Source organism: Bacillus cereus group sp. Bce019 (assembly GCF_051781745.1).
GTDB lineage: Bacteria > Bacillota > Bacilli > Bacillales > Bacillaceae_G > Bacillus_A > Bacillus_A cereus.
Genome location: NZ_JBPWJX010000022.1, coordinates 61,757 through 80,040, shown reverse-complemented (window position 1 = coordinate 80,040; position 18,284 = coordinate 61,757). Strand labels below are relative to the sequence as shown.

Genomic DNA, 18,284 nt, shown 5'->3' with positions numbered 1-18,284 from the left:
GCATGTATTAGGCACGCCGCCAGCGTTCATCCTGAGCCAGGATCAAACTCTCCAATAAAGTTAGTTTGTCTAGCATCTAAAATAAAAATTGACGTTTCACGTTGTTTGTTTCGTTCAGTTTTCAAAGAACTACTTAGTCGCTCATTTGCGACTTCCTTATGTTAACATCTTCATTTTTCAATGTCAACTAAGTTTTTTAATTTCTTTTTTGTCGTTTTCTGCGTTTCCGCATCAGCGACGGTTATTAATATATCATGCAGTATATACAGGGTCAATACTTTTTATAAAAAAATTTCACATCCCGTTAAAAACTTAAAAACCGCTGTAAAAATCATTATAGCATCCATTCATTCTTGGCTTTCCTCCTATTCATTTCATATCTTACCTCTTTATCAATTTACACGAGAGTGAAAATTCTAAATTTTATGTTATATTATTAGTATAGGAGCGTGGTGAGAATGAGCATTAAGTATTCAAACAAAATCAATAAAATCCGGACCTTTGCATTAAGTTTAGTATTTATCGGCCTCTTCATTGCATACTTAGGTGTCTTTTTCCGCGAAAACATTATTATTATGACAACGTTTATGATGGTTGGCTTTTTAGCTGTTATCGCTAGCACTGTCGTTTACTTTTGGATTGGTATGTTATCTACTAAGACTATCCAAATTATTTGTCCAAGCTGTGATAAGCCAACCAAAATGCTCGGCCGTGTCGATGCATGTATGCACTGCAATCAACCTTTAACACTAGATCGAGATCTAGAAGGAAAAGAATTTGATGAAAAGTATAATAAGAAGAGTTATAAATCATAAGTATCAAGGGAAATACGAATTTGCAACACTACAAACGTTTCAACTCATTAAAAAGTTGATTTCTTAAAAAATCAACTTTTTAATTGTTTTATTAAATTTATTACACCTATTTTTTCGAAATAACAGTAAACATCCCTGTCATATTAGGCGAATAATCTTTAAAATCATATTTTTCGTAGAATGATGTTTTACCTTGCGACGCAAACAAACCAATGAATGCTTTATCTGGAGTATTCCCATTTAAGTATTCTACTAAGGTATTCATTATTTTCTTTCCAATACCATTCTTTTGATAATCTGGATGAACCACTATATCTTGAATATAGAAATAGATAGCCCCATCACCAACAATTCTCCCCATGCCGATGATTTGATTATTATCCTTGACTGTTATACAGTAAATCGAATTTTGAAGTGATATTTCCGCCACCTCAAAGTTCATATAGTTAGTCCATCCCACAGAATCACATAAATATTTATATTCTTCCAATGTTGGAATGTTATTTTTAATCTCATAATTCTTCAAAATGTCCCCTCCAAGAATTCATTTCCACCAATACAAAGTAAATTCGACAAACTTTTATCTAACCCTTCTTACTAACTTAGCACTGTAAATCCCGATTAACCTCACGCTAATCCTTATATAATAAAGAAAGAGGCTGACGTATAGCCGTCAGCCTCTTTCTTTATTATATATTACGCCTTATGACACTCTGGACAAACGCCATAAATTTCTAAGCGATGACTATTGATAACGAAGCCTGTCGTTTTCGCAGCTTCCTCTTCCAGCTTTTCCAAGCCTCCATAAGGAAAATCAACAATCTTACCACATTTTTCGCAAATCACATGATAATGTTGACTTGTAACATAATCAAATCTACTTGAAGCGTCTCCATAAGTTAATTCCTTTACAAGTCCAACCTCTTTAAACACACGTAAGTTATTATAGACAGTTGCAACACTCATATTTGGAAACTTACCTTCTAATGCTTTATAAATATCATCCGCTGTTGGGTGCGTCATTGATTCCACAAGGTACTCTAAAATAGCATGACGCTGTGGAGTAATGCGTACACCCGTATTTTTCAGCATTTCTAGCGCTTCTTTTAATTCTTCTTTGACCACCGTCATGCACCCCGATTCTATACGGATTATTATTTTATAATTCTTATAAAGAGTGTACTCCTTTTCTTATAAATCGTCAATATTTCTACTATAAGTATGTAGTTTATTTTTATATTCAGGACTTGTTTTTATGTATCTTTCCCTTTTTTCTTCATATATTCCATAGAAAAAAGTGCGACATAATCGCACTTGGAATACTATCATCTGAGGAGGTATGCCCTACACTTCCACTTTATGTAAGGCAGTAAAATATGTATAGACACTTGCCTTGTTTCTGCATATTTTATCTCCAATGTAGATTTATTTTATATAAGAAAGAACATCCTCAATATGTCCTTTCACTTTCACTTTACGCCACTCTTTTACAAGTTCACCGTCTTTATTAATAAGGAATGTAGAACGCTCGATTCCCATATACTCTTTCCCAAAGTTCTTTTTTAACTTCCAAACATCGTATAACTCTGCTACTTTATGATCTTCATCTACTAAAAGTGTAAATGGCAATTCATGTTTCTCAATGAATTTCAAATGTCTATTCGCTGAATCAGGACTTACTCCAAGAATAACCGTATCCTTCTCTTGAAATACTCCATACGCATCACGAAAATCACATGCTTCAGTTGTACATCCTGGCGTCATATCTTTCGGATAAAAATAGAGAACTACATTTTTACCGCGGAAATCAGCTAGGCGAACTTCTTCTCCGTTACTTCCCTCTAATGTGAATTCTGGTGCCATTTCTCCTACTGTAATCATAGTTATCACTCCTACTCTTTTCCTTTACTATAACAAATGCTTCCTTATTTTTCATTGTCTATTACAGACCTCATCACAAAAGCAAAAGGGAGTGTATATCCAATTAGCGCTTCTGCGATTGCAATCCATCGCCCAATTCCAATCGGAGATATGTCACCATATCCAACAGACAATAGAGTAACTGCGCTAAAATATAAACAAACTTCGACGAGTTGAAAAGAATGAGCGTTCAAACTTTCTCCGTCCTCTTTCAAAACTGCAAAACCCATTTCCTCTAATACAACGTAACTTAATCCAAATGCGATTAGTACTGTTGTATAGATTAAAAATAATGTGGCCAAATTATAGAGCGAAAAAAAACGCGTTGAATCCGAATAGGAACTCCATAATAATTGGACACTTTTCAAAATAGCGATTGCTGCAATTAATAGAATAAATCCCCATAACATGTCCTCCACCTCATTTTATATGTATGAGGTGGAGAACTGATTTATCCCTTAGAAACGAACAAGCTTCTATAATTAATTACCCGCGCCACGATACCTTTTTACCCCTTGGTTCCAGAGGGTGATTGCAATCGTAAAACAGATAACACCAACAATTGGCGTCGCAAATGCATAACTATTCCATTCTGTTTTTCTTAAAAAGTATGCCGCTGGATATACTCCAACAAACGCAAACGGTAAAACAAACGTTAAAATGAAACGAATTACACGATTATAAATATTAACAGGATAGCGCCCGTAATTACCTATGTTATACATAAGAGGCATAATTGAACTTTTCGCATCCGACCAAAAACCAAGGCTCGCCAGCGTAACAAATATCCCTCCATATACAAGTGCTCCTCCTCCTACCATCAATATAAATAAGAAGAAATCATACCAGTAAAAAGATAATTGTAACTCCACAGCTGCATATCCCATTACAACAATCCCTGTAATAGCTCCAATTAAAGATTCAAGTTCCATTCTTTCTAATATAATTTGAAATAGGCTATGGATCGGCCGCGTTAATACACGATCCATCTCCCCTTTAATAATGTATCGATCATTAAAATCCCATATATTAAAGAAAGCTGAAAAGATGGCAAATGGTACTAAAAAGAAACCATAAATAAAGATTACTTCTTCTCGACTCCATCCCTTCAATGCTTGTGTATGCCCAAATACAACGAGAATAAATATTAAATTAACTGCTTGAAGCGATAAATCAGAAAGTAAACCAACGATAAAATCGCCTCGATACTCCAATTTTGTTTTTATATATTGACTTGCATATTGTAAAAATAAGTTTATATATAGCATCTCATCATCCCCCTTGTACAATTAGACGTTTTCTCGCCGTTCTCCACATGAGTACAATTGGAATAATAAGTACAATCGCCCAAATCACTTGAAATACTAAAGCCTCATACAACTTACTCCCCTGTATACCTTCAGAAAAAATCATACTTGGAATATAACTAATAGCCTGAAACGGTAAAAACATCATTGCTTTTTGGGCCCATAGCGGATAAAAACTAATTGGTAATAATAGACCTGAAAATAAATCAATAACAACGCGTTTTGCATACATAATCCCACTATTATTAAATAGGAAAAACGTAAGCATTCCCGTCATTAAATTAATTTGTGTATTAATAATAAAACTAAATATTAAAGATAAGAAGAAATATAACCAAGTTTGAAAATTTGTTGTAATTTGCAACGAAAATAATAACGTAACGATAACCATGCCTGGAATGGAAAAGAAGGCAAAACGGAATATTCCCTCGCCAAGACCTTGCATAACTTTCATTCCCAAATAGTTATACGGACGAATTAATTCTACAGCCACACGTCCTTCTTGGATCTCCATCGCAATTTCCCTATCTATATTATTAAAATAGAAGGCACGTGCCATCCACGCGATTGCGATATACGTGGTCATTTGCGAAATAGATAAACTTTCAATATTCTCTTTTCCGCTATAAATTGCTTGCCATAAAAAATAGTAAGCACCGATATTAATCGTATAAATTAAAATCCCGCTATAGTAATTTGTACGATACGCAAGCATCATTAAAAAGCGAATTCGAATCATTTCAATATACTTACCCATGCGTAATACCCTCTTCATAAATGTTACGAATAATTTCCTCTGTAGACACTTCGTTAATTTTTAAATCTTTAATTTGAAAGGCTTGTACTACTTTAGAAATAAGCATTGAAATAATAACTTCTTCATTCGGAATTTTTGCAACCCATGCATTTTCCTCTTTTGCTTTCGACCAAACAACATGATTATCTGGCATAACCATTGATAAAGCCTGATAGGAAACTGGTGCAACAAACTGAAAGTGAATTTCCTTCTCCGCTCCCCACTGCGTACGAAGATTATTTAAAGAACCGTCATACATAATATTTCCTTCATCCAGCATGATAACGCGCTCACATAAAGCTTCAATATCAGTAATATCGTGTGTTGTTAATAAAATTGTTGTTTTATAACGTTCATTCATTTCTTTTAAAAATTCACGTATTTTCAATTTCACAAGTACATCTAACCCAATTGTTGGCTCATCTAAAAATAATAACGGTGGATTATGAATTAAGGCTGCCGCTAATTCACAACGCATCCTTTGACCAAGAGATAATTTTCGAACTGGTTTATCTAATAAGGGCCCTATATCTAACGTTTCAATTACGTGCTCCATATGCTCCTTATACTGAGCGTCTGATACACCATACACTTTCTTTAATAAACGAAACGATTCTTGTACTGCAATATCCCACCAAAGTTGCGAACGCTGTCCAAAAACAACACCAATTGTTCTTACAAATTCTTCTCTTTGTTTATGTGGGTTCATTCCATTTACTGTGATTTGCCCTGATGTCGGAGTTAAAATCCCCGTAAGCATTTTAATTGTTGTTGATTTACCAGCACCGTTCTCACCGATATAACCAACCATTTCACCTTGCTTTACAGTAAAAGATACATCATTTACTGCTGGTACTATTTTATAATTACGATTTAATAAATCGCGAAATGCACCCTTTAAGCCCGGACGACTTGAATAGGCTGTAAACTCTTTACGTAACCCTTGTACCTCAATTACCGATTTCATAATCGGACCCCCCTCCTAAATGTCACAACGAATAGTTTACCCAACTGCCTTCGCTATCACAAACAATACGTCTTTTCGAAAAACATGTTAGAATAATACATAGATTTTTGTAAGGAGATGAATTGTAGTGAATTTCACAAAGTCAGAAGCATTACATAAAGAAGCTTTAGAGCATATCGTTGGCGGTGTTAACAGTCCTTCTCGTTCTTTTAAAGCAGTTGGCGGCGGCGCTCCTGTTGCTATGGAACGTGGGAAAGGCGCTTATTTCTGGGATGTAGACGGAAATAAATATATCGATTATTTAGCAGCATACGGTCCTATTATTACTGGACATGCTCATCCGCATATAACAAAAGCAATTACAACAGCTGCTGAAAATGGGGTACTTTATGGAACACCAACAGCGCTAGAGGTAAAATTCGCAAAAATGTTAAAAGAAGCAATGCCTGCATTAGATAAAGTCCGTTTCGTAAACTCTGGTACAGAAGCAGTGATGACAACGATTCGTGTTGCTCGTGCTTATACAGGTCGCACAAAAATCATGAAATTTGCTGGTTGTTACCACGGTCATTCTGATTTAGTACTTGTGGCAGCTGGATCTGGCCCTTCTACTTTAGGAACTCCTGACTCAGCTGGCGTACCACAAAGTATCGCACAAGAAGTTATTACCGTTCCATTTAACAATGTAGAAACTTTAAAAGAAGCTTTAGATAAATGGGGTCATGAAGTAGCAGCTATCCTTGTAGAACCGATCGTTGGAAACTTCGGTATTGTAGAGCCTAAACCTGGATTCCTTGAAAAAGTGAATGAACTTGTTCACGAAGCTGGCGCACTAGTAATTTATGATGAAGTTATTACTGCTTTCCGCTTTATGTACGGCGGTGCTCAAGACTTACTTGGTGTTACACCTGACTTAACAGCGCTTGGTAAAGTTATTGGCGGTGGCTTACCAATCGGTGCTTACGGTGGTAAGAAAGAAATTATGGAACAAGTTGCTCCGCTTGGACCTGCATACCAAGCTGGTACAATGGCAGGAAACCCTGCTTCTATGGCATCAGGTATCGCTTGTCTAGAAGTACTTCAACAAGAAGGGCTTTATGAGAAATTAGATGAACTTGGTGCAATGCTTGAAAAAGGAATTTTAGAGCAAGCAGCGAAACATAATATCGACATTACATTAAATCGTCTAAAAGGGGCTTTAACTGTATACTTCACAACTAATACAATTGAAGATTACGATGCCGCACAAGATACAGACGGTGAAATGTTCGGTAAATTCTTCAAGCTTATGCTTCAAGAAGGAGTTAACTTAGCACCTTCTAAATACGAGGCATGGTTCTTAACTACAGAACATACAAAAGAAGATATTGAATATACAATCGAAGCTGTCGGCAGAGCATTTGCTGCCCTAGCAGACAATAAATAATCCCGTCATTAAAAGGAAAAAAGAAAGCTCACCTTTCTTTTTTCCTTTTTTCTATTTCATAAATTACGTATTAATAGTATAATTATTCATAATTATCTGTTTTATATTCTTTTACAGCATTACTATCTCTGTGTACAAGGTGATTTGCGCCTTAAATAGTAAGATTATTCTAACTTTTACAAGAGGGGGGATTGACGGATGCTCAATAAAAAAAATACATGGACACCGTCTTTATTTCGAGATTATAGAAATGCAGAACATGATGCGTGTGGAATCGTTTCCGTTATGGAGAAACGAAAAATTGCTACAAAAGAAAACATTGACCTTTGCATACAATCACTCGTCAAAATGAATCATAGAGCTGGTTTCATTAATGGCGAGGGCGATGGCATCGGCATTCACATTGATATACCAAAAACACTTTGGAATGAAAAACTAAAAAGTAGCGGATATAATCCAACGATTGTGGATCATCCCCACTTTATCGTTGGACATTTTTTTCTAAATAAAAAAGAAACCATTACTGCCTTAAAAGATTATATTCGTACGCAATTAAACAACAAAAACTTTACTATTATTTTCGAAAGTGACGATGCAACAAACTCAGATGCGCTCGGTCCACTTGGTAAACAAGAAGAACCTTTATTTTGGCAAGTTGCCCTTATCGCAGAAAACGAAATTATAAATATTGAGCAAACATTATTTTCTGTCACAATAAAAATAGAGGAAAACGAAGCAATTCATGTTGCTTCATTAAGTCATGATCATGTTGTATATAAAGTTCTAGGTGCTGGTGATACGCTTGTTGCCTACTATAGTGATTTACAACATCCGCTTATCGCTTCAACTATGACATTAGGACATAACCGCTACTCTACTAATACATTATCTAATTTTTTTCGTGTACAACCATTTAGCATTCTCGGACATAATGGTGAAATTAACACAATTGCGAAATTACGCGATCAAGCTGAAATGATTGATGTACCACTTACTGCAGGAGGCAGTGACTCTCAAGATTTAAACCGCACCTTAGAAACCCTACTTGTTCAATACGGCTACAGCTTATTTGAAGCAATGGAAATTCTATTCCCACCAATTATTAATGAAATTAAACTTTATGAAACACCTTTACAAGATTTATATACGTATATACGTGAAGCTTGGGGACATTTTGCACAAGGACCAGCTGGCATCATTTCCCGTTTTAAAGATGAAGCTGTTTTCAGCGTTGATTCCCTTGGATTACGCCCAGTATGGAAAGTAGAGACAGAGAGCTCTTATATTTTCTCTTCTGAACCTGGAGTTGTATCACCAACTAAATATGTAGCAGAACCAAAACCACTCGCTCCTGGAGAAAAAGTCGGATTAAAATGGAATGAACAAGATGAACTTGTTCTTTATGAATATGACAAATATCAAATCCAAGTATATAACCGTTTTAAAAAGCGAATTGATACTACCAATTACCATTTAAATTTATCTATCCCTGAAACGAAAAAAATCCAAGGGCTATGTGATTCTGTTCAAGTTGAAACGAAAGAATACGTCGCTTTCGGATGGGACCGAGAACATATTCAACTTCTTGAACAGATGGCAACAAAAGGCGTTGAGCCAATACGCTCACTTGGGCATGACTCACCACTTGCCGCACTCGATACTGATAGACGAAATATCGCTGACTTTATTAAAGAAAGTGTAGCTGTTGTTACAAACCCTGCAATTGACCGTGACCGTGAAATTGAACACTTCTCTACACGTACTGTACTTGGAGAGCGTCCAAGTTTATTAAGCGGCGCAAAACGGCCATTTGTAGTTGAAATGCTTTCACCAATTATTTTAGAAGGCAGCGTGGCACAACCTATTGCAGAGGAATTACACACAATTACGTACGAACAACTCATAGAGCTATTTAAGACTCATAACTCTATCGCCACAATCTCTGCTACATTCAGCTCGTCAGAAACTCTGCAATGCGCATTAAGCCGCATTAGTTCTGAAGCGATAGCTGCTGTTAACAATGGCGCTTCCCTACTAGTATTAGATGACGCAAAAGCCCATCTAAATGAACGATTGTGGATTGATCCACATTTAGTTACTGCTAAAGTACATCAAGCATTAAGTGAAAATAAATTACGCCGCAATTGTTCTCTCGTTATACGTTCTGGTGCTCTTCGCTCCTTACATGACATTGTCACGCTATATGGATTAGGAGCAGATGGTATTAATCCATATTTATTATTCGCGACTGTAAATGATGGAACAAAAACACCAATTACGAATTTGTATAATGCACTTAATAAAGGATTAGAAAAAGTCATTTCAACAATTGGAATTCATGAGTTACGTGGTTACGGACGTCTCTATTCATCTATTGGGTTACATGAAGAAATCGCAAACATATTACAGATTACAAATTTCTTCGGTTCAAATGATTTAGCCTTTTCACTTGAATCACTTGTTGAAGATGCAAAAATACGAGCAGAGGATTATAACAATCCTAAAATTAGAATGCGAAAATCATTTCATATATTCCCGCGAATTTGGAAAGCAATCGGCGATGTTGCAAAAGGAAATTCTTATGATGATTACCGTGACAAGTTAAGTGAACTAGAAGAGAATAATCCAATCGCAATCAGACACCTTGTTCAAACGAAACAAACAAAACATGTCGTTCCAACTGAAGAAGTATCTATCGGCATCAAAAATCATAATTTACCATTTATTATTAGTTCTATGTCATTTGGTTCTCAAAACGAAATTGCCTTTCGCGCATATGCAGAAGCAGCCGATCAGCTAAATATGATTAGCTTGAACGGTGAAGGCGGCGAAATTAAAGATATGATTGGAAAATATCCACATACACGTGGACAACAAGTAGCATCTGGGCGATTTGGAGTAAATGCCGAACTACTAAACTCATCAAACTTAATTGAAATCAAAATCGGTCAAGGCGCAAAGCCTGGGGAAGGTGGGCATTTACCTGGTTCAAAAGTGACAGCCAAAATCGCTGAAGCACGTAATGCGACAATCGGCTCAGATTTAATTTCGCCTTCTAATAACCATGATATTTATTCAATTGAAGATTTAGCTCAAATGATTACAGAAATTAAAACAGCTAATCAACTTGCCAAAGTAGCCGTGAAAGTCCCTGTTGTTCCTAATATCGGAACAATTGCTGTCGGTATCGCCAAAGCTGGCGCTGATTTTATTAACATTAGCGGATTCGATGGCGGAACAGGCGCTGCACGTATTCACGCATTGCAGCATGTAGGTCTCCCTGTAGAAATTGGTGTTAAAGCCGCTCACAACGCTTTATTAGAAGCAAGCATGAGACATAAAGTAGAGATTTGGGCAGATGGTGGTATTCGAAGTGTAAATGATGCCTTGAAAATCATGCTCCTCGGAGCAAACCGTATTGGATTTGGCACACTATCAATGATTGCAATCGGCTGTACTACTTGCCGTGGGTGCCATCTAGATACTTGCCATGTTGGAATTGCGACACAAATCGAGTCTGAAGCACAAGCAAAAGAACACGGGTTACGCCGCTTCGTCCCACGCGAATTAGAAAGCGCAGTTGCTGGCCTGCTAAATTTATTCACCTCTTTCGGTGTAGAACTAAAACGATTAACAGGACAGCTTGGTTATACAAATTTACAAGCAATTGTTGGACGTTCTGATTTATTAGAGCAAGTTCGAGGCGAAAATTTATTAAACTTACGTAATTTACTACAAATAATAGAACATCCATCTGTTACAACAACAGAAGGCGTATCGGAAAAACAATTTAAGACAGTTCATTCCGCTGACTCAAAAGAATTGGTAGGCGTTGGTGTAGAGCAACGCGTTATGGGTGGTCTAGAATCATGTTATCGCGTTCGCAGTAAACTATATGAAGCTACTCAACTTGAACCACTTACATTAAAGTATACGAATGGTTCTATTCCCGGAAATGGGTTAGGTGCTTACAATAGTGAAAATTTATTTATACACGTAAATGGCGGCGCACAAGATGGCATTGGTAAAACTTCCTTTGGTGGTGGGATTTATATAACGAAATCAAAAGGAAAAGACGGAGTATATTATAACGGTTCTGTCGGAAAAGGATTTGGATATGGTGCACAAAAAGGGGCACTATACGTACAAGGGAACGCTGATGCTCGCGCTGGCATTCGCCTTTCTGGGGCAGACATGATAATTGGAGGTAGAATAACAAAACCACTCCGTGAAAAAGAGCAAGGAAATATAGGTGCATACTCCAATATTAAAGGTTTTGCTTTTGAATATATGACAAATGGGCGAGCGCTTGTTTTAGGTGACCCTGGTCCATGGATTTGCGCTGGCATGACTGGCGGTGTTGTTTATTTGCGTCGTGATTCAAACTTAGGCTTAACAGAACAGGCCTTAAAAAGAAGAATCGCAAAAGGCGCAAATGTTACATTACAAACAATTAGTAAAAATGGTTTGAAAGATGTAACTGAATTATTGCTAGACTATATTCGTGTACTAAACGAGCACGAGCAATATGAGGAAGTTGCTTTGTTAACACCATTATTAGATGATATACAGAACAAGTTTTTTGAGATTATCCCGAAAAAAGAACAGGCAGATCCATCTATCTCAACAGAGTAAAATGAGTAATTTTCATTATTAAGAAAAAATTGACGAAGTACGCTTCTCATAGTAATCTATAGTAACAATTTGAGACCTGCTGAAATTCAGCAGGTTTTTTTACTAAAAACTGATGTTTAAAAGGAATTAGGAAAAATTATAAAGTGAAACTTTAATTAGCCTACACCAATCGGGCGTTTACCGGCATCCAGCTTCTAAATTTTGAGGCGTGAATCTTACTACTCACAATTAGCGGGATAAAATGAACACTAATTTCTTTTAACGTCACTAAAATATCACTTGCTAACATATTGTAATGAATGTATAGTATCATGTTGTACATTCATTATGACAAGAGAAAGGATCTTATTAAGGGTATGAAACTTGGTGCTCGCATTTTAAAAACGGGTATTGCCATCACGTTAGCTTTATTTGCTTGTATTTTACTTCAATTACCGAGTCCGGTATTTGCGGGAATTTCAGCTATCTTTGCTGTTCAGCCGTCTGTATACCGTTCTTATTTAACAGCACTTGAACAAATTCAAGCAAATGTAATTGGTGCGATATTTGCTATCGCATTTGCTACTGCTTTTGGACATAATCCTTTTATTATTGGATTAACATGTATATTAGTAATTGCTCTTACATTACAATTACGATTAGAAAACACAATATCAATTGCTTTAGTAACAGTTATCGCCATTATGGAGTATCAAGGCGAAGATTTCTTTAGTTTTGCCTTACTTCGATTTGCGACGATTATGATTGGTATTATTGCGGCTTCACTTGTAAATTTAGTATTTATGCCGCCAAAATATGAAACAAAACTTTATCATCGTATCGTTGATAATACAGAAGAAATTGTAAAATGGATTCGAATGAATAGCAGGCAGGCTTCTGATTTTACAACGCTAAAAACTGATATTGATCGTATGAAAGAAAAAATGATCAAACTAAACCATTACTATTTGCTGTATAAAGAAGAAAGAAGCTACACGAAAAAAGTAAAGTTCGCAAAAATTCGTAAGCTCGTTTTATTCAGACAAATGTTAGCGACAACAAGCCGTGCTTTAAGTACGTTAAAATCATTACACCGTACTGAAAATGAACTGCGCTATATGCCGGAAGAATTTCAGGAATCTATCCAAAACGAACTTGACTCATTAACGCATTATCATGAACAAGTTTTATTAAAATTTATTGGTAAAGCAAAAAAACAACAATCAGTTGAAATGCTTGATGAAGTTGAAACAGGTAAACAAGAATTAATTGATATCTTTATGGAATATCAAAATAAAGACGATGAAGAAGCATATAAAACATGGTTACATCTCTTCCCTCTTATTTCTTCCATCATTAACTATAGTGAAGAAGTAGAGCATTTAGATTTGCTTGTAGATAGCTTCTACACATACCATAAACCAGAAAAAGAACTCCAAATCGATGATAAAAAAGAAGACGAATAAAAAAACAGCTCCTTTTATGCTAAAGGAGCTGTTTCTGTTATATGTTGAAGTTGATATAAATTGTAATAAAATCCTCTTTTTTGCATTAACTCTTCATGAGAACCAGTCTCTTTAATCTCACCGTCTTCAATGTAAATAATCGTATCAACATGCGTAATCGTCGCTAATCGATGTGCAATTATAATCGTTGTCCGGTCAGCAGCTAACGTCTGAAGCGCCTCTTGAATATACCTTTCATTTTCTAAATCTAATGCTGAAGTTGCTTCATCTAATATAAGTACCGAAGGATTCTTTAGAAACACTCGTGCAATTGCCACGCGTTGTCTTTGCCCGCCCGATAGCTTCACACCACGTTCTCCAACGACAGTATTATAACCATCTGGTAAGTCTATAATAAAATCATGAATTTGCGCAGCTTTAGCAGCTGCAATCACCTCTTTCTCTGTAGCCTTCGGATTTCCATATAAAATATTAGCTCCAATTGTATCGCTAAACAATAAATTATCTTGCAGTACAATTCCAATATGACTACGCAAATTTCTCATATTATACTTTCTTACATCTATGCCATCTACATAAACCGTGCCTTCAGAAACATCATAGAAACGCGGGATCAAACTAGCAAGAGATGACTTTCCTCCCCCACTTGCTCCTACAAGCGCTACTTTCTCTCCAGGCTGCATAGTTAATGACAAGTTGTGTAATATCTCTTTTTCATCTACATTATAACGAAAAGAAACATTGTCAAATACAATTTCTCCATTTAATTTTTTCGTTTGTACCGCATTTGGCACATTAACAATATCGTATTTTTCATCTAACAGTTCAAACACACGGTCCATCGATGCAAAAGATTGTGTTAATGTTGTAGATGAATTAACAAGGCGGCGAAGCGGACTATATAAACTATCCATATATCCAACAAAAGCTACCATCGTTCCTAGCGTTAACTGTCCTTGAATTACTTCATATGCTGCAAAACCAATCACAAGTAACGGACCTAAATCGGTTAACGTATTTACTGCCGAAAATGTTCTTGCCGTCCAACTTGTATGGGTTAATGCTTTCGTTAAAAATTCATTATTTCTTTTTTCAAACTGCTTCCCCTCATACTCTTCTAACGCAAAGCTACGTGTCACTTGCATTCCTTGAATACGTTCATGCAAATACCCTTGCATCGTCGCTAACGCTTGTGAACGCTCTTTCGTCAATTTCCGAAGACGCCCGAAAAAATATTTCACTGCAATTACATAAATAGGTAAAATCAATAACGCAACAAATGTTAATTTTATATTCATAGAAAACATAACAATGATAGCAATAGCAATTGTTGCAGTATCTAACCAGACGTTCATCAAACCAGTAATTACAAAATCTTTCGTTTGTTCTACATCATGGATGACACGCGAAATAATCTCCCCTGTTTTTGTATTGGAGTAATAACGTAAACTTAACTTTTGTAAGTGACCGAAAATATGCTTCCGCAAATCATACAGTATTGTATTTGCGATACGTTGGGCGAAATATTGACGATAATATTCAATCGGTGGTCTTAATACCGCAAAAATAAAGAAAGCAATTCCAATCGCTGTTATTAATTGAGATGTTTTATCTTGAAGTGAGCCAGCGCCTTGAATTACATCATCGATAATATACTTTAATAACCACGGCATAATAAGTGGGATACCGAACTTAACTAGTCCAATAATAATTGTAATAGCAATAAGCCACCGATATGGTTTAACAAATTGTAAATATCTTTTTATGCCTTGCACATAATCCCCCCTCTAATAGGACAAACCTGCCGGGAAGCCCCCTGCAGGTTTGTTTTAATTTCTGTACATTAAATATCGTTCATACCACATATCTACGAAATCTGGTGCAAATGGACCTTTTCTTTGATGAATCCACTGTGTTAAATGTGCTACATTTCGTTTTAAAATTGTATCAATAACAGGTGGATACTGCATAATTTCACTATGTTTTTCATACTCATCTTCATCTAGAAGCGTATATGTCATATCTGGATATACTTTAATATCTAAATCATAATCAATATACTTTAATGCTTCAGGATCATACGCAAAAGGTGAGCTTAAATTACAATAATAATATACGCCATCTTCCCTAAGCATCCCAATCACATTAAACCAATAGTTGGCATGAAAATAGCAAATTGCTGGTTCACGAGTAATCCATGTTCGGCCATCCGATTCTGTAACTACTGTACGATCATTCGCTCCGATTACAAGACTCTGTGTCCCTTTTAAAATTGTTGTTTCTTCCCACATTCTATGAATGGAGCCATTATGTTTATAACTATGTATTTGTACTTTTTCTCCTTCTTTGGGAAATCCCATATATGCTCCCTTCTTTCAACTGCAAATGCCCTTTGAACGGCATTCACTTTTTTTCTATTATAACTTTTTTGTCGAAATTTTAAAACTAAAGGGATAAGACTCTATTTTTCAAACTGAATATGTAGGAGGTTTATCGTTGAATACTATGCCCCACCGCTTCTTAGGAGATAAAAGGATTGTACTGTATTATTTATAAGCGAGGACATGTAATAGAAAAAGCCCTTCTCTATTTCCATACAAAGAAGGACTTTTCACCTAAAGATAACAATATATCTTATCCTAAATTTGAAATCATTTTTTCAGTTGCAAAAGATTGAATTACACTATTCGTTTGCTCTTCAAATTTCTCATGTAACATCTTCAACGCTACTTCTGTTCTATATATTTCCTGGCGGATAAAATGCAGTTCTTTTTTATCGCACGTATCTTTTTCATTCATTTCAATTTGTTGATACTTCTCTAGATGTGCTTGTAACTTTAACAATTCATCCATCGTTTCTAATTGCTCCCCTACCAACTTATCAAAATCGTTCATTACTTACCCCCTTTTGGACTTATTCATCAGTTATTATTCCTAATTATATAATTCTAATTGTTAACTTCCTTCTCCTTTGACTACATTTGTTGACTTATTAGAAGTTATGTCGTTCGCTTTCTTTTCCTTACAACGATCCACGCAAAAAGAAAACACTTCTCCCGAATTAGAGAAGTGTTTTTCTTTCATTACTGATTTGAGCTAGAAGATTGTGATTGTTTTGCAGCTGACTTAGCATTTTGTTTTTTCACAGCATGCACGTCTGTTTCAGTAGCAAATTCTGTACCATAACTAGCGTTTGCACTTTGTGCACCAGAAGCTTGTGCTTTCTTTGCTTCTGATTGTGCGTTTGCTTGTTTTACTGCTTGTACATTTGTTTCAGTTGCAAATTCTGTACCATAACTAGCATTTGTACTTTGAATGCTAGCACCAGAAGTTGCCTTGTTATAACCTTGTTGTTTTTTACTCATCTTTCTCACCTCCACAATCAATAATGTAACCAATTCACTTAGAAGCTATCCGTAATTTTCTTTTGAATAATTTCCGCATATATCTTTTGTTACTTATTCAAACTATAAGAAATGGAGGTGGAAATATGTATATAGGACGCGATATGACTGAACTAACGATGATTTCAAAAAATGAATGGAAAGAAGATGAATTAGCTTATTTTCATCACTCACTACAACAGGTTCTGCCTTATTTAAATGTAGAAGGGCAGAGTATTTACAAAGAAATTGTAGTAGAAATTGAATCAAGAGGCGGCTTACAAGAAGGTGAAGCTAGTTGGACTCATGGGACAAAAATTTCTTACGATTAAAAAAGTGTTCCCTAGATTGGGAACACTTTTTTATTTATTGCATTGTAATTTTCTCCACACAATTTTCATAAATAGTACGGTGTGATTTTGAGAAAGGTAATTGCTCAAATACCTCTTTCGATACAAATTTTAATGTATCTGTATCAACAATATTACCGGTTACTTTTCCGTAAAATACAAATATATCCCAAGTACGATGTGTAAACGTATGTTGTACATTCATTGCGTATTCATCAATAGAAACCTCGAGCTCAAATTTTTCTTTCATATAATCTATAAGCTGTTCCTTCTGATTTCGAATACCTTCTCCAAGTTCAGCATTAGGAAACTCCCACATGTTAGCTAACAAACCTGTACTTGGACGTTTATTAATAACGTAACGACCGTCTTCAGTTTGAAGTACGCCTGCAACAATAGGTACCATTTTAGGAGCTTTCGCTTTACTTTTTACTGGTAATTCTTTTTGAACACCTTCAGCATATCCTCTGCAATGCTCACGCACAGGACAAAGTAAGCACGATGGATTTTTAGGAATACAAATCAATGCACCTAATTCCATCAATCCTTGATTAAAATAAGATGGGTTTTCTACTGAAATAATTTCACGCACAATCTCTTCAAAAACTTTTCGAGTCTTTGGTTTTGCAATATCATCCCATACTGATAAAATACGAGATAATACACGCATAACATTTCCATCAACTGCCGGCTCTGGTATACCATATGCGATACTTAAAATAGCACCTTTTGTATATGGTCCTACTCCTTTTAACTTTTCAATTTTCTTTACATCACTTGGTACAACCCCGCCGTATACTTCTTTTACCTCTTTTACTGCCGCATGTAAATTACGTGCTCTAGAATAATATCCTAAACCTTCCCATGCTTTTAATACTTCTTCATCATCTGCGTTCGCTAACGCTTCAAGTGTAGGAAACTTCCCCATAAAATTTGCGTAATATGGTTTTACAGCTTCTACTCTTGTTTGCTGCAACATAATTTCAGAAACCCAAACACGGTATGGATCTTTATTCTTTCTCCACGGTAAGTCACGCTGTTCTTCTTCAAACCAACCAATTAAATCATTTTGAAACTGCTCTATATTAAAATTGTTTAGTATTTCAAGTGTCAAACTTGATCCCCCTCATTTTTTTGCATATAAGTACTATTATAAAGATTTTAGGAAAAAATTTAAGTAAGATGACATAGGAAATAGAAGGCAAAGGACTTGAGGTATCGAATAAAAAGAGTTACATTA

At 35.7% G+C, this 18,284-nt stretch carries 18 protein-coding genes; 5 read left to right on the top strand and 13 right to left on the bottom strand.

The window, feature by feature from the left end; translation table 11 throughout:
* The first annotated feature begins 458 nt into the window (after window positions 1–458).
* On the top strand, window positions 459–815 hold the full coding sequence (locus ACS2QP_RS23300; RefSeq protein ID WP_000025058.1) for a YgzB family protein: 357 nt from the start codon (window positions 459–461) through the stop codon (window positions 813–815).
* Between the two features lie 106 nt (window positions 816–921).
* Here ACS2QP_RS23300 and ACS2QP_RS23295 read toward each other — a convergent pair whose 3' ends face one another.
* The 7 genes from ACS2QP_RS23295 to ACS2QP_RS23265 form a co-directional block, all read right to left on the bottom strand.
* Entirely contained in the window at window positions 922–1,341 is a 420-nt protein-coding gene (locus tag ACS2QP_RS23295) for a GNAT family N-acetyltransferase (protein ID WP_438882897.1), read from the bottom strand.
* Between the two features lie 170 nt (window positions 1,342–1,511).
* The gene (perR, locus tag ACS2QP_RS23290) at window positions 1,512–1,940 is read right to left on the bottom strand and encodes a peroxide-responsive transcriptional repressor PerR (RefSeq protein ID WP_000237829.1); all 429 of its coding nucleotides are present in this window, start codon (window positions 1,938–1,940) and stop codon (window positions 1,512–1,514) included.
* A 300-nt stretch (window positions 1,941–2,240) separates the two neighbouring features.
* A complete protein-coding gene (bcp, locus tag ACS2QP_RS23285; protein ID WP_000633710.1) occupies window positions 2,241–2,696 on the bottom strand; it encodes a thioredoxin-dependent thiol peroxidase in 456 nt (151 codons plus the stop codon).
* Window positions 2,697–2,740: 44 nt separating this feature from the next.
* Window positions 2,741–3,145, bottom strand: coding sequence for a potassium channel family protein (locus ACS2QP_RS23280; RefSeq protein WP_000964343.1), 405 nt, complete (start codon window positions 3,143–3,145; stop codon window positions 2,741–2,743).
* 72 nt (window positions 3,146–3,217) lie between these two features.
* Window positions 3,218–4,003 carry an ABC transporter permease gene (locus ACS2QP_RS23275; protein ID WP_000965773.1) on the bottom strand — a complete coding sequence of 262 codons (786 nt, stop codon included), beginning with the start codon at window positions 4,001–4,003 and terminating at the stop codon, window positions 3,218–3,220.
* 4 nt (window positions 4,004–4,007) lie between these two features.
* Window positions 4,008–4,799, bottom strand: coding sequence for an ABC transporter permease (locus ACS2QP_RS23270; protein ID WP_000521519.1), 792 nt, complete (start codon window positions 4,797–4,799; stop codon window positions 4,008–4,010).
* Window positions 4,792–5,805: an ABC transporter ATP-binding protein gene (locus ACS2QP_RS23265; protein WP_000843655.1), complete on the bottom strand. Its 1,014-nt coding sequence runs from the start codon at window positions 5,803–5,805 to the stop codon at window positions 4,792–4,794. The genes ACS2QP_RS23270 and ACS2QP_RS23265 overlap by 8 nt, the downstream gene beginning before the upstream one ends.
* Window positions 5,806–5,932: 127 nt before the next feature.
* On the opposite strand from ACS2QP_RS23265, the gene hemL reads away from it, so the two are divergent.
* Window positions 5,933–7,231 (top strand): glutamate-1-semialdehyde-2,1-aminomutase, encoded by a 1,299-nt coding sequence (gene hemL, locus ACS2QP_RS23260; RefSeq protein WP_001011863.1) that lies wholly within the window; start codon window positions 5,933–5,935, stop codon window positions 7,229–7,231.
* A 198-nt stretch (window positions 7,232–7,429) separates the two neighbouring features.
* Entirely contained in the window at window positions 7,430–11,866 is a 4,437-nt protein-coding gene (locus tag ACS2QP_RS23255; RefSeq protein ID WP_438882896.1) for a glutamate synthase-related protein, read from the top strand.
* A gap of 160 nt (window positions 11,867–12,026) precedes the next feature.
* Here ACS2QP_RS23255 and ACS2QP_RS23250 read toward each other — a convergent pair whose 3' ends face one another.
* A complete protein-coding gene (locus ACS2QP_RS23250; protein WP_179877147.1) occupies window positions 12,027–12,179 on the bottom strand; it encodes a hypothetical protein in 153 nt (50 codons plus the stop codon).
* 43 nt (window positions 12,180–12,222) lie between these two features.
* Between ACS2QP_RS23250 and ACS2QP_RS23245 the strand changes: the two genes are divergently transcribed.
* Window positions 12,223–13,311, top strand: a complete 1,089-nt coding sequence (locus ACS2QP_RS23245) for an aromatic acid exporter family protein (RefSeq protein ID WP_000765787.1) — start codon at window positions 12,223–12,225, stop codon at window positions 13,309–13,311.
* A 14-nt stretch (window positions 13,312–13,325) separates the two neighbouring features.
* Here ACS2QP_RS23245 and ACS2QP_RS23240 read toward each other — a convergent pair whose 3' ends face one another.
* From ACS2QP_RS23240 to ACS2QP_RS23225, 4 genes are all read right to left on the bottom strand, one after another.
* On the bottom strand, window positions 13,326–15,086 hold the full coding sequence (locus tag ACS2QP_RS23240) for an ABC transporter ATP-binding protein (RefSeq protein WP_001161599.1): 1,761 nt from the start codon (window positions 15,084–15,086) through the stop codon (window positions 13,326–13,328).
* Between the two features lie 54 nt (window positions 15,087–15,140).
* Window positions 15,141–15,671, bottom strand: a complete 531-nt coding sequence (gene ntdP, locus ACS2QP_RS23235; RefSeq protein ID WP_000506622.1) for a nucleoside tri-diphosphate phosphatase — start codon at window positions 15,669–15,671, stop codon at window positions 15,141–15,143.
* 274 nt (window positions 15,672–15,945) lie between these two features.
* Window positions 15,946–16,206, bottom strand: coding sequence for a YgaB family protein (locus ACS2QP_RS23230; protein ID WP_000997575.1), 261 nt, complete (start codon window positions 16,204–16,206; stop codon window positions 15,946–15,948).
* Window positions 16,207–16,394: 188 nt separating this feature from the next.
* A complete protein-coding gene (locus tag ACS2QP_RS23225) occupies window positions 16,395–16,676 on the bottom strand; it encodes a gamma-type small acid-soluble spore protein (protein ID WP_000039035.1) in 282 nt (93 codons plus the stop codon).
* Window positions 16,677–16,801: 125 nt separating this feature from the next.
* On the opposite strand from ACS2QP_RS23225, the gene ACS2QP_RS23220 reads away from it, so the two are divergent.
* A complete protein-coding gene (locus ACS2QP_RS23220) occupies window positions 16,802–17,026 on the top strand; it encodes a hypothetical protein (protein WP_000275436.1) in 225 nt (74 codons plus the stop codon).
* A 34-nt stretch (window positions 17,027–17,060) separates the two neighbouring features.
* Here ACS2QP_RS23220 and mutY read toward each other — a convergent pair whose 3' ends face one another.
* The gene (mutY, locus tag ACS2QP_RS23215) at window positions 17,061–18,158 is read right to left on the bottom strand and encodes an A/G-specific adenine glycosylase (RefSeq protein WP_000171397.1); all 1,098 of its coding nucleotides are present in this window, start codon (window positions 18,156–18,158) and stop codon (window positions 17,061–17,063) included.
* Window positions 18,159–18,284: the final 126 nt, after the last annotated feature.

Excerpts from the sequence above, each read along its gene's own strand:
- ACS2QP_RS23300 (WP_000025058.1), top strand. The coding sequence starts at position 459 with ATGAGCATTAAGTATTCAAACAAAATCAATAAAATCCGGACCTTTGCA.
- bcp (WP_000633710.1), bottom strand. The coding sequence starts at position 2,696 with ATGATTACAGTAGGAGAAATGGCACCAGAATTCACATTAGAGGGAAGT.
- ACS2QP_RS23280 (WP_000964343.1), bottom strand. The coding sequence starts at position 3,145 with ATGTTATGGGGATTTATTCTATTAATTGCAGCAATCGCTATTTTGAAA.
- ACS2QP_RS23275 (WP_000965773.1), bottom strand. The coding sequence starts at position 4,003 with ATGCTATATATAAACTTATTTTTACAATATGCAAGTCAATATATAAAA.
- ACS2QP_RS23270 (WP_000521519.1), bottom strand. The coding sequence starts at position 4,799 with ATGGGTAAGTATATTGAAATGATTCGAATTCGCTTTTTAATGATGCTT.
- ACS2QP_RS23265 (WP_000843655.1), bottom strand. The coding sequence starts at position 5,805 with ATGAAATCGGTAATTGAGGTACAAGGGTTACGTAAAGAGTTTACAGCC.
- ACS2QP_RS23255 (WP_438882896.1), top strand. The coding sequence starts at position 7,430 with ATGCTCAATAAAAAAAATACATGGACACCGTCTTTATTTCGAGATTAT.
- ACS2QP_RS23250 (WP_179877147.1), bottom strand. The coding sequence starts at position 12,179 with ATGATACTATACATTCATTACAATATGTTAGCAAGTGATATTTTAGTG.
- ACS2QP_RS23245 (WP_000765787.1), top strand. The coding sequence starts at position 12,223 with ATGAAACTTGGTGCTCGCATTTTAAAAACGGGTATTGCCATCACGTTA.
- ntdP (WP_000506622.1), bottom strand. The coding sequence starts at position 15,671 with ATGGGATTTCCCAAAGAAGGAGAAAAAGTACAAATACATAGTTATAAA.
- ACS2QP_RS23230 (WP_000997575.1), bottom strand. The coding sequence starts at position 16,206 with ATGAACGATTTTGATAAGTTGGTAGGGGAGCAATTAGAAACGATGGAT.
- ACS2QP_RS23225 (WP_000039035.1), bottom strand. The coding sequence starts at position 16,676 with ATGAGTAAAAAACAACAAGGTTATAACAAGGCAACTTCTGGTGCTAGC.
- ACS2QP_RS23220 (WP_000275436.1), top strand. The coding sequence starts at position 16,802 with ATGTATATAGGACGCGATATGACTGAACTAACGATGATTTCAAAAAAT.